This window comes from Acinetobacter baumannii (assembly GCF_009759685.1).
GTDB classification, from domain to species: Bacteria; Pseudomonadota; Gammaproteobacteria; order Pseudomonadales; family Moraxellaceae; genus Acinetobacter; species Acinetobacter baumannii.
The window spans coordinates 3497110-3510939 of sequence record NZ_CP046654.1 but is presented as its reverse complement, the minus strand read 5'-3'; the positions used below and the strand labels follow the sequence as shown (position 1 = coordinate 3510939).

At 40.0% G+C, this 13830-nt stretch carries 14 protein-coding genes and 1 pseudogene; 12 read left to right on the top strand and 3 right to left on the bottom strand.

What is annotated here, in order from left to right; genetic code table 11:
• Positions 1-83: 83 nt before the first annotated feature.
• A complete protein-coding gene (locus GO593_RS16790) occupies positions 84-968 on the bottom strand; it encodes an AraC family transcriptional regulator (protein WP_000013631.1) in 885 nt (294 codons plus the stop codon).
• Positions 969-1176: 208 nt separating this feature from the next.
• On the opposite strand from GO593_RS16790, the gene GO593_RS16785 reads away from it, so the two are divergent.
• From GO593_RS16785 to GO593_RS16775, 3 genes are all read left to right on the top strand, one after another.
• Entirely contained in the window at positions 1177-1671 is a 495-nt protein-coding gene (locus GO593_RS16785; RefSeq protein ID WP_001989396.1) for a (R)-mandelonitrile lyase, read from the top strand.
• A 112-nt stretch (positions 1672-1783) separates the two neighbouring features.
• Positions 1784-2422 (top strand): carboxymuconolactone decarboxylase family protein, encoded by a 639-nt coding sequence (locus GO593_RS16780; protein WP_001181581.1) that lies wholly within the window; start codon positions 1784-1786, stop codon positions 2420-2422.
• Between the two features lie 55 nt (positions 2423-2477).
• Positions 2478-3530, top strand: a complete 1053-nt coding sequence (locus GO593_RS16775) for an NAD(P)-dependent alcohol dehydrogenase (RefSeq protein WP_000206303.1) — start codon at positions 2478-2480, stop codon at positions 3528-3530.
• Positions 3531-3601: 71 nt separating this feature from the next.
• Here the strand turns inward: GO593_RS16775 and GO593_RS19350 are convergent.
• Positions 3602-3703 (bottom strand): annotated as a pseudogene (locus GO593_RS19350) (hypothetical protein); the annotation flags it as partial.
• A 256-nt stretch (positions 3704-3959) separates the two neighbouring features.
• On the opposite strand from GO593_RS19350, the gene GO593_RS16770 reads away from it, so the two are divergent.
• Genes GO593_RS16770 through GO593_RS16755 form a run of 4 tightly spaced genes read left to right on the top strand, consistent with a single transcriptional unit; the run spans position 3960 to position 7241 of the window.
• Complete coding sequence (locus tag GO593_RS16770; protein ID WP_000770275.1) at positions 3960-4979, top strand: ABC transporter substrate-binding protein; 1020 nt, start codon at positions 3960-3962, stop codon at positions 4977-4979.
• Positions 4980-4981: 2 nt separating this feature from the next.
• On the top strand, positions 4982-5992 hold the full coding sequence (locus GO593_RS16765) for a FecCD family ABC transporter permease (protein ID WP_000413224.1): 1011 nt from the start codon (positions 4982-4984) through the stop codon (positions 5990-5992).
• Positions 5989-6753, top strand: coding sequence for an ABC transporter ATP-binding protein (locus GO593_RS16760; RefSeq protein WP_000614439.1), 765 nt, complete (start codon positions 5989-5991; stop codon positions 6751-6753). Before GO593_RS16765 ends, GO593_RS16760 begins: the two co-directional genes overlap by 4 nt.
• Positions 6750-7241 (top strand): GNAT family N-acetyltransferase, encoded by a 492-nt coding sequence (locus GO593_RS16755; protein ID WP_001983797.1) that lies wholly within the window; start codon positions 6750-6752, stop codon positions 7239-7241. Before GO593_RS16760 ends, GO593_RS16755 begins: the two co-directional genes overlap by 4 nt.
• Here the strand turns inward: GO593_RS16755 and GO593_RS16750 are convergent.
• A complete protein-coding gene (locus tag GO593_RS16750; RefSeq protein ID WP_001244455.1) occupies positions 7236-8024 on the bottom strand; it encodes an AraC family transcriptional regulator in 789 nt (262 codons plus the stop codon). The genes GO593_RS16755 and GO593_RS16750 overlap by 6 nt on opposite strands.
• Before the next feature lie 98 nt (positions 8025-8122).
• On the opposite strand from GO593_RS16750, the gene GO593_RS16745 reads away from it, so the two are divergent.
• From GO593_RS16745 to GO593_RS16725, 5 genes are all read left to right on the top strand, one after another.
• Positions 8123-8926 (top strand): sulfite exporter TauE/SafE family protein, encoded by an 804-nt coding sequence (locus GO593_RS16745; protein ID WP_000965116.1) that lies wholly within the window; start codon positions 8123-8125, stop codon positions 8924-8926.
• Positions 8927-9107: 181 nt separating this feature from the next.
• Positions 9108-9992 (top strand): phosphoribosyltransferase family protein, encoded by an 885-nt coding sequence (locus GO593_RS16740; RefSeq protein WP_001007512.1) that lies wholly within the window; start codon positions 9108-9110, stop codon positions 9990-9992.
• Between the two features lie 11 nt (positions 9993-10003).
• Entirely contained in the window at positions 10004-11497 is a 1494-nt protein-coding gene (locus GO593_RS16735; protein WP_000152968.1) for a nicotinate phosphoribosyltransferase, read from the top strand.
• A gap of 60 nt (positions 11498-11557) precedes the next feature.
• The gene (ntrR, locus tag GO593_RS16730) at positions 11558-12325 is read left to right on the top strand and encodes an ADPR responsive transcriptional repressor NtrR (protein WP_000155309.1); all 768 of its coding nucleotides are present in this window, start codon (positions 11558-11560) and stop codon (positions 12323-12325) included.
• A 73-nt stretch (positions 12326-12398) separates the two neighbouring features.
• On the top strand, positions 12399-13793 hold the full coding sequence (locus GO593_RS16725) for a methylenetetrahydrofolate reductase C-terminal domain-containing protein (RefSeq protein WP_000020061.1): 1395 nt from the start codon (positions 12399-12401) through the stop codon (positions 13791-13793).
• Positions 13794-13830: the final 37 nt, after the last annotated feature.

The window sequence follows — 13830 nt, the reverse complement described above, 5'->3', positions numbered from 1 at the left end:
TTTAGTGGTACTTGATGAATAGACATAATCAAGTACCGCTTTTTTTCTGGTACTAATTTTTTAATAGTCCACGTTTATTGCTTTTATATATTCTTAATATCTACTGACGGAGAAACCCCAAAAAAGCGTTTATATTCTCTGGAAAATTGGGACAAGCTTTCATAACCGACTTGCATGCTGGTAGATGAAATATCGTATTCTTCGGTCATTAATAAACGCCGTGCTTCGGTCAATCTCATTCTCTTTTGATATTGTAAGGGACTCATTGAGGTTATATCTCTAAAATGTTGATGAAAACTTGATGCACTCATCCCCATTGTGCTTGCCAGTTCTTCAATACTAAATGGTTTCGCAAAATTTGTTTTCAGCCATTCAATCGCCTTCACAATTCGATGACCTGTAGTGCCTGCCGCTACAATACGTTTAAGTCGATCGCCTTGCGGGCTCATCAATAAACGATAAAAAATTTCCTTAATAATAAGAGGAGACAAGATGGGAATGTCTTGTGGCGTATCTAGTAGTTTTATTAACCGTATAAAAGCATCATTCAGCTCTGAATTGACTACTCCAACAGCCATTCCTTTTTTCTCAGTATTTACATCTTTAAAGGGAATATGGGCCTCAAGCATGATTTGAGCAAGTAAATATGGGTCTAGCCTTAGCACAATTGAGAGATAGGGTTGTTCAACAGAAGCTTCAAGCACTTGAGCAATTACAGGTAGGTCAATTGCAGTAAAAAGAAAATGGTTAGAGTCATAAGTATAAGTTTCTTCGCTAAGAATCACCTGTTTTTTGCCTTGAGCAATCATACATAGACTCGCATCCATCATGCTGCTACTTGGTTTGGTCAATGTCTCTGCACGATATAAAGTCAGTCCCGTAATAGCTGTTTCGAATGTGCCTTTTTCTCGTGTCCATTGATCGACAAGTTGAGCCAATTCTTGATTATGGTTAGACCTATTCGCCATTCAGATTCTACCGATTACCCTCTGTATTTTTATTGTAGGCATTTCAAATAAGAAAAATAGTGAGAAGTGCAACAATTCGGAGGATTAGGCAAATCTGTGAGAGGAATAGAACAACACCTTACAACTTTCATTTTTATACTGTTTGAACAACGCTTAATCCTGCATCCCTCATTAAATTGAGGGCATTGGTATCAATCTAGGAAAAAAGATGAATGTTAAGGCAGTCACGTTTGTGACCAGTTTATTTATCTCAATGGGAGTACCCGCAATGGATAAAAAATCAGTCACAGCATTTCAAACCGTTAAAAAAGCCAACCAACAACAGGTAATTACCGGCCTAGATAATATTTTCACGGGTCAAGTTGCAATTAAACCATTAACTGATGTTACTGACAGTATAAATGCTTCCAGTGCTTATGTAAGTTTTAATGCCAATGCCCGTTCATTTTGGCATACCCATCCTAAAGGGCAATATCTCATTGTTACAGAAGGAGAGGGACTGGTGCAAGAATGGGGTAAACCTGCGGAAAAAATTTCTGTAGGAGATGTGATTTATTGTCCACCTGGAGTGAAACATTGGCATGGTGCAAGTGGAAATTCTGCGATGACACATCTTGCTTTAACTGCAACTGATGAACATGGCAAAAATGTGGACTGGTTAGAGCCTGTATCAGATGAGCAATATAAAGAGGCGGGCCACTGAAATTATAAAGTTCCTATTTCTAGCCATCAGTTTGTTGGCGCTGAATCAACAGATTTATGCAGCTACCCATATGGTCCAGCTTCCTTTATCTCAAAAGAAGGAAATAACACAAATGCAAAATTCTTTATCCGAACAGCAACAGGCAATCATACCGATTGCTGCCTATGCTGCAAATGGTGACCTAGCTAAACTCAGTCAATCATTAAAAGATGGTTTAGATTTAGGGTTAACCATTGCAGAAATTAAGGAAGTTTTAGTTCAAACCTATGCCTATGCAGGTTTTCCTCGAAGTTTGAATGCCCTTACAACATTTATGCAGGTGCTAGAGCAGCGTAAAGAAAGCGGTATTCGTGACATAGAGGGTAAGACTAACAGCACTCTACCGAAAGATTATCAGGCACTTTTACAAGGTACTCAGAATCAAACTCAGTTGGTGGGTCAACCTGTAAAAGGTGCACTTTTTGAGTTTGCTCCAGCTATAGATGAGTATTTAAAGGCTCATCTTTTTGGCGATATTTTTTCAAGGGATGTGCTGAATTGGCAAGATCGTGAGATTGCTACTTTGAGCATGCTTTCGGCTCTAGAAGGTGTAGATAGCCAACTTCAATCCCATCTTAATATTGCAAAGACTCAAGGTGTTAGTTCTCATCAATTTGAAAATATACAGAAAATACTTGCTGAAAAAGTAAGTCTGCAAGTGGGTCAAAGGTTCCAAAATGTATTGACCAGTTTTCACAATCAATCGCTCTAAATGAGCTCCCAGCGAAAAAATCGTCTTCATTTACATTAAGCATGAGAGAAAAAATATGACAACTGAAGTTTTAGGTTATGCCGCGCTGTCATCAGAAACTCCTTTAGTTCCGTTTAAATTTGAACGTAGAACCCCCCGTGAAGATGATGTTGTCATTCAAATTGAGTATTGTGGTGTTTGTCACTCTGATCTACATCAAGCTAAAAACGATTGGGGATTTAGTGCTTATCCATTAGTTCCGGGCCATGAAATTGTTGGACGTGTTACTTCAATTGGTCCTAAAGTCACAAAGTATAAAGTTGGTGATTTAGTGGGCATTGGCTGTATGGTCGATTCATGCCGTACTTGTTCTGCTTGTCATTCGGGACTCGAGCAATATTGTGAAGAAGGTAACATCCAGACTTATGGCGGCGTAGATCGCCATGACCAACGCCCAACTTATGGTGGATATTCACAAAGCATTACCTGTAGTCAAGATTTTGTATTAAAAGTACCTGAAAATCTGGATGCTCAAGCTGTACCACCACTACTTTGTGCGGGTATTACCACATGGTCACCGCTACGTCACTGGAATGTTGGAAAGGGCAGTAAAGTTGCTGTCGTTGGTTTAGGTGGTTTAGGACACATGGCAATTAAACTTGCCAATGCTCTAGGCGCTGAAGTGACATTATTTACTCGCTCAGCAAACAAAGAACAAGATGCAAAACAACTTGGCGCACATCATGTAGTGTTATCAACAGATGAGAATCAAATGAAGTCGGTATTAAATCAATTTGATTTAATTGTTGATACTGTGCCTTATAACCATGATTTGAAGCCTTATATTCCAACTTTAGCTTTAAATGGAACCATTGTATTAGTTGGATATTTAGGTGAAATTAGCGCAAATTCAGTACCTATGATTTTAGGTAGAAAATCAATTGCAGGCTCGGTTATTGGTGGAATTAAAGAAACACAAGAACTACTCGATTTTTGTGGTGAGCATAATATCGTTTCTGAAGTAGAGATGATTAATATGCAAAACATTAATGAAGCTTTTGAACGTATGCTAAAGAGCGACGTGAAGTATCGTTTTGTGATTGATATGAAAACACTGTCTGAAGATTAATTCAGACATTATTTGAGCTGTGCATACTATAGCTATGTGTGCACAGCCCATCAGGTTAATTGATGCGAGCGCTATGATTTAGAAGGTATATATTTACGCATAGCAAAGATAAATAGCTTAAATAAAATACTAAATCCAAAAACAGGTAAGCTGAGTCCTAACACGAGGCTCACCGCTATAAACATGATTAAATTATTTGACTCGCTTTTATAGACTTTTTGCCCAATCATTAAATAGTTTTTATTAGTTGGTAAATTTGGCGTTTTTTTTGCTTACTATCTAAGGTCTTATCTAACATACTTAATTTGATTGCTGTATAAATGATGATTCAAAACGTCTTGCTCTCTTATGGTGTTTTTTTCACATGAAAAATGCACTAAATAAACACATCTTTTTATTTTGCACTCTATTTGTGCACGGGGTGCCATAATGAAGTTATTGGCTTCATTACTCACTTTACTCATTCTATGTGCATGTTCCTCATCTGAGCAAAATAGAAAAACTCAAGAAAACTCAACCTCTCATTCAATATGTGTCTTTGATAGTACAAATATAAAAGTCTGTGTAGCCAAACCTGCCCAAAGAATTGTCTCTTTGTTTGAGTCGGGTTTAGATAGCCTCTATATGCTAGGGCAAGGCGACAAAGTAATTGGTATACCTGCCGAAGTATACATTCAACCTTTATTATTTAATGCCTATTCAAAAATAGATAAACGCATTGCTAATAAACAGCTTGCAGCACCTTCGCAAGGAGCCAATGCAACCAAAATTGAAAGTCTGGTGCTGTTAAAGCCTGATCTGGTAATTGTAGGAAGCGGGCAGACTCAAACGATTGAACTGTTACGGCAGTTTGGCATTGCTGTATATGTGATGGAGTCAGGCACCTATAAACAAGTGAAAGAAGAGCTGTCTGAAATTGCTATTCTGAGCGGTGCCCAAAAGCGAGCTCAGGAAATTTTAAATTTCTCTGATGAAATGGTGGCAGAAGTCGCAGCCAAAACGGCCCGTCAGCCAAATAAACAATCGATTTACTATGCTTGGTCTGGTGGACGAATTTTTTCTACCTCTGGACGAGAGTCGATTACCAATGACTTTATTGAACTCGCTGGTGCGTACAACATTGTTCAGACCGCTGCTAACCAGCCTAATGTAAATCCCGAGACTCTCATTGAATGGAACCCTGACAATATTGTGCTTTGGAATACCAATCCTAAATTGATTTATGAACGAAAAGAATTACAAGGTTTAAGCGCTGTACAAGACCGAAAGGTATTTAATTTGAGTCCTGCATTTATATATAACCCGCACACCATCAAAATCATTATTACGGCGATTTATCTAAATCACAGTATTTATCCTGAACAGTCTGATTTACCTGTAAGTGCTTTACAACAGCGTATTTTAACTAAGTTGTATGGTGAGCAACTTGCCGAAGCGTTGGTGCAATAAATATGGAAAAGCTGAAATATTACTGGTTTTACCCATTACCTTTCGTCATGATTTTTATCTCTTTGCTCATTGGGCCTACGCAAACATTGAGTGCATGGGATTATTTGCGGTGGGGTGTACAAGCGATCTTTGGTACACCATATTTTGACGCTGAACAATTTAGGCTGATGCAAAACATTTTAGTAAATGTCAGGCTGCCTAGAATTTTACTGACCTTTATGGTGGGAGCTGCATTGGCAACCGCAGGTAATGGCTTGCAGGCCTTGTTTCGTAATCCATTGGTTGATTCTTATGTACTTGGTATTTCATCTGGCGCTGCGTTCGGTGCAGCCTTGGCACTTTCTTTAAGTTGGCTTTCACCCAATCTATCAGCCTTTATTTTTGGCGTTTGTGCTGTTGGCTTAACGTATTTATTTGCACATCAAAAACATGAAAGCCAGACGTCTTTAGTGATGGTAATTTTATCGGGCATGATTGTTTCGGGACTGTTTTTAGCAGGGCTTACGGTTATTCAATACCTAAGCGATCCATTTAAATTACAAGCGATTGTGCAATGGACGATGGGCAACTTACATCAGGCGTCTTGGCAAAAGGTTCAATATGCCGTGCTGCCGATTTGTATTGGCCTTGCCGGATTGTTTGCGATGCGTTGGCGCTTAAACTTAATGGCACTTGGTGCTGAAGAAGCGCAGGCAGTTGGTGTTAATCCAAGGTGGGAACAACTTCTTTTAATTGCTCTGGTGACTGTATGTACGTCAACTTCTGTGGCTGCGGCAGGCATTATTAGTTTATATGGGCTGTTTATGCCACATATTGTGAGAATGTTGGTTGGACCAGATCATCGCTACAGTATTCCTGCCAATATGGTGTTGGGCGGCAGTTTTCTACTGTTGATTGATAACTTTTCTCGGGTTTTACTGACATTTGAAATACCAATTGGTATTTTTACCATGCTACTTGGCGCGCCATTTTTCTTATTATTAATGAAAACACAGAGGACTCATTGGGCATGATTCAAATTGATCAGTTAAATTATGCCTATGGGCACAAACAGGTTCTTAAAAATATTCATCTGGAGTTTCCCGAAAATCAGTTTTCAGTGATTTTAGGGCGTAATGGCTGCGGAAAATCGACACTGTTTAAATTGATGGCTGGCCTAGAACCTGTAAAAGATGGCTTGATTCGTTACTCTGGAAAACCACTATCGGACTTTAAAGGGAAAGATCGTGCTGCATTACTCGGTTTTTTACCGCAGTTTCATAAAACCGTATTTCCATTTTTGGTTAAAGATGTGGTGATTACGGGGCGTGCTGCTTTTAGTCGATATCGTCCTTCAAAGTCAGACTGGGAACGTGTAGACCAAGCTTTGTTTGATTTAGACATCGAGCATTTGCGTGACCGTCCTTATACCGAGCTATCGGGTGGCGAACGGCAATTGGTTATGATTGCGCGTATTTTAGTGCAAGCACCGAAAGTCATTTTGCTCGATGAGCCAACCAATCATCTCGATGTTTATTACCAGTCTTATTTAATGAAAAAGTTGCGTCAGTTGTCGCGGCAAAATTTTACGGTGATTGCAATTATGCATGATCCCAATTTAGCTTTTTTATTTGCAGACCATTTGTTTTTTATGCGCCAACACGAAGTGGTTAAGCCTGAGTCTAAAACACGAATAACCGATCCTAAGTTTTTAAAAAGTGTCTATGATGTTGAGTTTCATGAAGCCATGATTCAAGACAAAACCATTGTGATACCTGATCATTCTTGGCTATGAATATGTTGAATTATCAGTTAATAGACAAATCAGACTATGTGTCTGCGGTAGAATTTGCGCTTTATACAAGACAGCTCTTATTCCCAGAAATTTATCATGGGCAAGTCCCCAAAGATTTACAAAATTTTGAGCAGCATTATGTCCATGATCCACTGGGCTGCTTCATTACAGTAAAAGACCAAAACCGCATTATTGGCACGATTGCATATCGAGCGTATGACCATCGTTTTGATTTAAATTTGCCGTCCAATACGGTTGAGGTGGTTAAGTTATTTGTATTGCCTGAATACCGCCGTAAGGGCATCGCGACCCAGCTATGTGACATGTTGTTTAGCCATGCCAAAAACAGTGAAATTACGACTTTGTATTTGCATACCCATCCATTTTTACCGGCGGCTGAAGAGTTTTGGACTCTACAAGGTTTTGAGGTTATTCAACGCGAATGGATCGAGACCTATGACACCATTCATATGAGTAAATCTTTATAGCGTTTTATCATACGCATGGAATCTTTTTTGAAAATGGGTAGGTGGATAACCCATAATTTTACTGAACATTGCGGTAAAAGCTGCCGAGTGTTCATAGCCCAAACTAAAAGCAATTTCCGTAATCGAGATATTTTCTTTTAAGGCATTTAAAGCATAAATAATGCAGACTCGATTACGCCAAGCTTGAAAGGACATGCCAGTTTCAGACTTAAACCAACGATGAAAAGTTCGTTCACTTTTATTGTGGTCATTTGCCCAATCTTTAGGGCTGCTATGAATATCGGGACGCTCCATAAACTCAGCACACTGTTTAGATAATAATGTGTTGTTAGGCAGCGGAATAAACAGAGGCAGGGCTGGTGCAGCTTCTAATTCATATAACAATAAATCGATAAGAGCGCTGTCACGGCCTGAGCGCGAGTAATCAATGGATAACTTATTTGCCTGAATGAGCAATTGATGTAACAAAGGCGAGACTTGTATAACCTCGCAATAATTTGCTTGTCTTGGGGCATTACTCACTTCTATATACAAACTATAAGTACTGACTTTAGATAACCATACCTGATGTGGTTTGCCTGCCGGTATCCATACACCGCTGTACGGTAATACGAGCCATTGTCCATCTTCAGTTTCAACTTTCATGAGGCCTTCGGGTGCATATAAGAACTGTGCACGGCGATGGCTATGCGTATCTAACAAGGTATCAGCAGGATAATCTGACCCTAATGCTAGAACCGCTTGAGGTAGATGGTCTACCTCGTTAATTGGAATATTACGCATATATTTTTGGCTGAAACAAATAAAAATATGGCTTTTCTACGTTAGTTTGCCATAGAGCTATTTTATATCATGCCTCTATAAACGTGAGGAAGATAATCATGCTATATGAGCTATTTTTATTTGGACTACTTTCAGGCATAACGACTTGGTTATTTGGCTTTGGTGGCGGATTTGTGGCTGTACCTTTGCTTTATACAGTCATTATTCAAAAGTGGAGTAATGAAAGTAATATCGGCATACATGCCATGCAAATCGCCGTAGCTACATCAGCTTTTGTCATGCTGTGTTCGGCAAGTTTTGCAGTCTTTCGGCACTATCGGTCTGGACATATAGATTGGCAAAAAATCCGCTTTTTGTGGGGTGGTATTGCACTTGGTGGAATTGTCGGTGCGGTAATGGCCTCATTGTTTAATGGAAATTGGCTTCGCTGGATATTTATGGGCTATGTATTCATAACCATTCTAGATTGTTATTACCGACCAGGGTTTATAGTGACCTTAAGGCAAAAGCAACACTATGGACAAAACAGTGAACTCATTAAAGGGGGAATTATTGGTTGGGTTGCAGCACTTTTAGGTGTGGGTGGCAGTGTAATGACGGTTCCTTTATTACGGCGGCGGGGTAGTTCTATGGCAGAGGCTGCGGCTATTGCAAATATTCTCACGCTGCCTTTGTCTTTAACTGCAACACTGACCTATTGTGTATTGTCAATTTGGCAATCTACACCCAACGGATTTATCGGTCTCATCTGGTTTGAAGCTGCTTTATTCTTGGTTGCTGGAACATGGATTGGGCTATATTTTTCAGAAAAATTTATTTCAAAACTACCTGATTTATGGCGGGCAAAGTTATATCCGCTACTTTTAATAATAGTTCTACTCGTCATGCTTTTTGTAAATTAAATTTTTATTTCAATTAATTGAAGAATCATCTCTCTTAAATATCGAATTTCTAAATGCTCTAAAACTGCAAATTTTATGTCTTAAAGGGCTTTGAAAAAAGTTTAAAAATTAGACTTGAAATATATAGTGGCTTTGTGCCACTATATATTCATCGAAGGTCATCAAACAAAAAGAGGATGATATGGCTATCCAGCTTTTAGATGCGGCAAGAAATGAGATTCCAGTGAAATTTACGCAGTTTTCTGGTGGCGAGCGTCATGTTCAAATTGATGAGACAACCTTAGGTTCACTATCTGGCAAGGTATTGGTCCGTGCAAAGATGGCCTCAAGTCACGATGTGATGGACTATTTACTACTTGAAAATATATTGCTGACTCAGGGTTTAACCATTGACCTAGAAGTTCCGTATTTTCCATATGCACGTCAGGACCGTATTTGTGCAGTAGGCCAAGCGTTCTCGCTTGATGTGATGACCAGGTTACTCAACATCAATGCTGACAAAAAAGCGGGCAAACAAGGCAAGATCACTGTTTGGGACTGTCATAGTGAAGTAACGGCAGCCTTACTCGCCGCCAATACTTCTTTTAGCGAAGTTGTAAACATTAGTTCAGTAGACATCATCGCAAAGAGTGAAGCGCTAAGTACATTGTTAAAAGATGAAAAAACAGTACTGGTTTGCCCAGACAAGGGCGCAAAAGCACGCACACAAATGGTCGCAGATGCTTTTAATTCTGAGCGCAAACAACCAATCACTATTGTTCACTGCGATAAAAAACGTGATCCAATAACTGGCAAAATTTTAGGTACATATGTACATGCGACTGATTTATCAGGCCTCACAGCGGTCATTACCGATGACATTTGCGACGGCGGTGCAACCTTTATTGGTATTGCCAAAGAACTGCGTCGCCTCAATTGCCATAAGGTCGTTCTATATGTGACCCACGGTATTTTCAGTAAAGGAATAGAGGTTTTTGATGGGCTGCTTGACCAGCTATTTACCTCAGACAGCTTTCCACAACAACCATCAGACAAAATTTCAGTAATTGCTTTTGCAGCAGAATAAAGAGAACAAAGATGACGATTAAACTTAATCCATTAAACGCTATCGATTTTTATAAAGCGGATCACAGACGTCAGTATCCAGCAGGTACAGAGTACGTGTACGCAAATTTTACGCCGCGTTCATCTCGACTTGCTAAAATGTTGCCTGACTTCGATGATAAAGTTGTGTTCTTTGGTCTTCAGGGTTTTATCAAACATTTTTTAATTGATACATGGAATGAAGGCTTTTTTAAGCAACCTAAAGACAAAGTGGTAGCTGCTTATAAACGCCGTATGGATAGTTCATTAGGTGAAGGTGCTGTGCCGGTTGATCACATTGAAGCATTACATGACTTGGGCTATTTACCATTACGCATTAAAGCTTTGCCAGAAGGCAGTCGCGTCAATATGCGTGTACCCGTGCTTACCGTAATTAATACCGACCCGCGTTTCTTTTGGCTAACCAACTATATTGAAACTGTGTTAAGTGCTGAACTTTGGAAAAGCTGTACTACGGCTACAATTGCCTATGAGTACAAACGCTTGTTAACTCAATATGCCGTAAAAACTGGCGCACCACTCGATTTTGTACCTGTGCAAGGACATGATTTTAGTAGCCGTGGTATGAGTGGAATTTATGATGCTGCACAATCAGGAGTAGGCCACTTAATCAGTTTTATTGGAACAGACTCGGTTGCTTCTATTGACTACGCAGAAGAATATTACAATGCCACAGGTGTGATTGGGGTATCTGTACCAGCGACCGAACACAGTGTGATGTGTATGGGTACAGAAGACAGTGAGCTAGAAACATTTAAGCGTTTAATCTGTGAGCTTTATCCGTCGGGTGTTGTCAGTATTGTGTCTGATACTTGGGACTTTTGGCGAGTGATTACCGAGTTTACAGTAGCGTTAAAACCTGAAATTCTGGCAAGACAACCCAATGCTTTAGGTTTGGCTAAATTGGTTTTCCGTCCAGACTCTGGTGACCCAGTTAAAATTATTTGTGGTGACCCAGACGCCGAAGTCGGCAGCCCAGCATATAAAGGCGCAGTTGAATGTTTATGGGAAGTGTTTGGTGGTACAACCACGGACCAAGGCTATAAAGTGCTTAATGAACGTGTCGGTTTAATTTATGGTGACTCGATTACACTAGACCGTGCGCAGCGCATTTTAGAAGGGTTAGAAGCCAAAGGTTTTGCTTCAAACAATTTGGTGTTTGGTATAGGCAGCTTTACCTATAACTACTTAACTCGCGACACCTTTGGGTTTGCTGTGAAAGCGACTTGGGGGCAAGTAAATGGGGTAGGCCGTGAGTTGTTCAAAGACCCGATTACTGACTCAGGCGTTAAAAAATCTGCGAAAGGTCTATTACGCATTGAAGAAAGTGAAAATGGTTTTACCTTGTTTGATGAGCAAACAGCCGAACAAGAACAAGGTGGAGCACTAAAAACAGTCTTTGAAAATGGTAAACTTCAATATGAGTGTACTTTGGATCAAATACGTGAGCGTTTATCCATCGCATAACTGAGTTTAGATGAGCCGTTGCATGAGTATCGGCTCATCATTTTCATTGAGAGACTGAACGTGACTATTCAAACTGAACAAGAATTCCTTGCCAGTTATGATCGCCGAGATTATGACGCACCTTTACTCACGGTCGATATGGCTATTTTCTCGGTATTTAATGGTCAGTTGCAGGTATTACTCATTAAGCGACCCAACTTTCCAGCTAAAGGCCAATGGGCTTTACCGGGTGGTTTTGCCGATTTAAAGCACGATCAAGATTTGATGGCCACAGCTTATCGTAAGCTGGTCGAAAAAACAGGAATTAGTTCACCTTACTTGGAACAAGTTGCCTCTGTGGGTAATGCCAAACGTGACCCGCGTGGCTGGGCAGTAACCATTTTGTATTTTGCATTAATCGATTTTAATGCCTATCAACACCAAGCTTTGGCTGAGTACAGCGAATGGGTGCCTGTAGCAAAAGCACAAGATTTAGCATTGGCGTTTGATCATAATGAATTGCTCAGCTTAGCTTTAGAGCGTTTAACCAATAAAACTCGCTATACCGCTTTGCCAGCTAGTCTCATGCCCGAGTTATTTACATTGACCGAGCTACAGACTATTTATGAAATTATTCTTGGGCAATCTTTAGATAAAAAAGCGTTTAGACGCCGTATGATAGAAGCGGGCGCAGTTGAAGAAACCAACCACAGTAAAATTGTAGGCAAACGGCCAGCTCAGCTTTACCGCTATGCACTCGATTCTTTTGATTTTATATTTCCTCGTTCACTCGAATTACCTAGAAATAAAGAGGGTGAAGATAAGCAAAACAATGAGCTTTCTGACTAGCGCATCTTGATGCACTTTTGATTTATAATGCCGCGCTTATGATTGATGTCATGTTTTGATCAGCACTTTGCCTATGTCACACGTTTCTCCCTGCTTCCAGCAAAACCAGTTTTTTGTGTTGGTGGAGTACCTCACTTCACTACATGAAATTTATCCTGTAAGACATGAGTTTGCAGGATATCCGGCTGCAATGACATTGGCAGATCGAGTACATTCAGATCATGATATTGCGCCGCTTGAAGCCAGCAAAAGTTACCCAGACTCAATCGATAAAGTCTTACACTTTTCAGGTAAGGCGCGAGACATACAAGACTTTGAGCAATTTTTAGAACAAGCTCAAGCAGCCAATATTCAAAACTTGTTATTGCTTACAGGCGATAAACTCAAAGAACATCATAATGGTCGAGATGGGCAGCCTCGTAGTCGTTACTTAGAGTCAGTAAACGCCGTAATGGCTGCCAAGCAACACGGCGGATTTCGTATTGGGGTTGCTTTTAACCCATTTAAATATGTTGAAGCTGAGCGTGATGCACAGTACTTAAAACTGCATAAGAAGATTAAAGCAGGTGCCGACTTTATCATTACCCAATTGGGCTATGACATTGAAGCCTTAAAACAAACCAAATCATTTTTAACCAAGCATGATTATTCGCAGCAAATACTAGCTTGCGTCATGCCACTGACTTTAGGCCGTGCCAACTTCATGGTAAAGCATAAAGTTGCGGGTATTGTGATTACTCCACACATGCTAAAAGTCTTGGCAGGGGAAAAACAGGCAGGGCATACAGACCGTGTTTATTTGCGCTGCGCTTTACAGATTTTAATATGTAAACACTTAGGATTTGCGGGTATTCATTTATCTGCTTGTCATAAGCCAGAAGAGCAAATGCTGCTTGAAAGTTACATCGAGCAATACAGACATCTTAACCTTAAGGCCTTAGAAGAGCTTTGGAGTTCACTTTGGCAAGTCAAGACAGGCAAAGAGTTTACCCCTGAAATTGCTCGTTTTTCACGTCAGCCAACATCTAAACAAATCATTAAATATCGCCAACTACATGTGATGCATGAGGCCCTGTTCGGATCTAAAATTGCCAAAGGCGTTGGACGTTTTATTTTTAAAGCATCTTTTTGGGAAAATTCTGTGGTCGCTAAAGCATTACTCAAAACAGAAGTATTGAGTAAACATAGCCTAGTCGGCTGTGAAAGCTGTGGTCAGTGCCGTTTAGGTGACACTTTATATATTTGCCCTGAAACATGTCCAAAAGGCTTAGCCAATGGTCCTTGTGGTGGAACAAATTTAGACCGCTGTGAATTTGGTGATCGTGAATGTATTCATTCTGTCAAAGCAAGACTAGCCAAAGCGGTTAAACAAACTGAAATATTAAAAGAGAAACTGATTCCAACGGTGCCTCTTGAAACGAGAGGAACCAGTTCTTGGAAAAACTGGTATTTAGCGACTGAGGCTTAAGTTTTGTATTAACCCTTGATTTCAACTTGTTAAACAA

What these genes read in the sequence shown, in the direction of transcription:
- GO593_RS16770 (WP_000770275.1), top strand. Translation starts at nt 3,960, where the DNA reads ATGAAGTTATTGGCTTCATTACTCACTTTACTCATTCTATGTGCATGT.
- GO593_RS16760 (WP_000614439.1), top strand. Translation starts at nt 5,989, where the DNA reads ATGATTCAAATTGATCAGTTAAATTATGCCTATGGGCACAAACAGGTT.
- GO593_RS16785 (WP_001989396.1), top strand. Translation starts at nt 1,177, where the DNA reads ATGAATGTTAAGGCAGTCACGTTTGTGACCAGTTTATTTATCTCAATG.
- GO593_RS16745 (WP_000965116.1), top strand. Translation starts at nt 8,123, where the DNA reads ATGCTATATGAGCTATTTTTATTTGGACTACTTTCAGGCATAACGACT.
- GO593_RS16750 (WP_001244455.1), bottom strand. Translation starts at nt 8,024, where the DNA reads ATGCGTAATATTCCAATTAACGAGGTAGACCATCTACCTCAAGCGGTT.
- GO593_RS16725 (WP_000020061.1), top strand. Translation starts at nt 12,399, where the DNA reads ATGTCACACGTTTCTCCCTGCTTCCAGCAAAACCAGTTTTTTGTGTTG.
- GO593_RS16755 (WP_001983797.1), top strand. Translation starts at nt 6,750, where the DNA reads ATGAATATGTTGAATTATCAGTTAATAGACAAATCAGACTATGTGTCT.
- GO593_RS16780 (WP_001181581.1), top strand. Translation starts at nt 1,784, where the DNA reads ATGCAAAATTCTTTATCCGAACAGCAACAGGCAATCATACCGATTGCT.
- GO593_RS16790 (WP_000013631.1), bottom strand. Translation starts at nt 968, where the DNA reads ATGGCGAATAGGTCTAACCATAATCAAGAATTGGCTCAACTTGTCGAT.
- GO593_RS16775 (WP_000206303.1), top strand. Translation starts at nt 2,478, where the DNA reads ATGACAACTGAAGTTTTAGGTTATGCCGCGCTGTCATCAGAAACTCCT.
- GO593_RS16765 (WP_000413224.1), top strand. Translation starts at nt 4,982, where the DNA reads ATGGAAAAGCTGAAATATTACTGGTTTTACCCATTACCTTTCGTCATG.
- GO593_RS16735 (WP_000152968.1), top strand. Translation starts at nt 10,004, where the DNA reads ATGACGATTAAACTTAATCCATTAAACGCTATCGATTTTTATAAAGCG.
- GO593_RS16740 (WP_001007512.1), top strand. Translation starts at nt 9,108, where the DNA reads ATGGCTATCCAGCTTTTAGATGCGGCAAGAAATGAGATTCCAGTGAAA.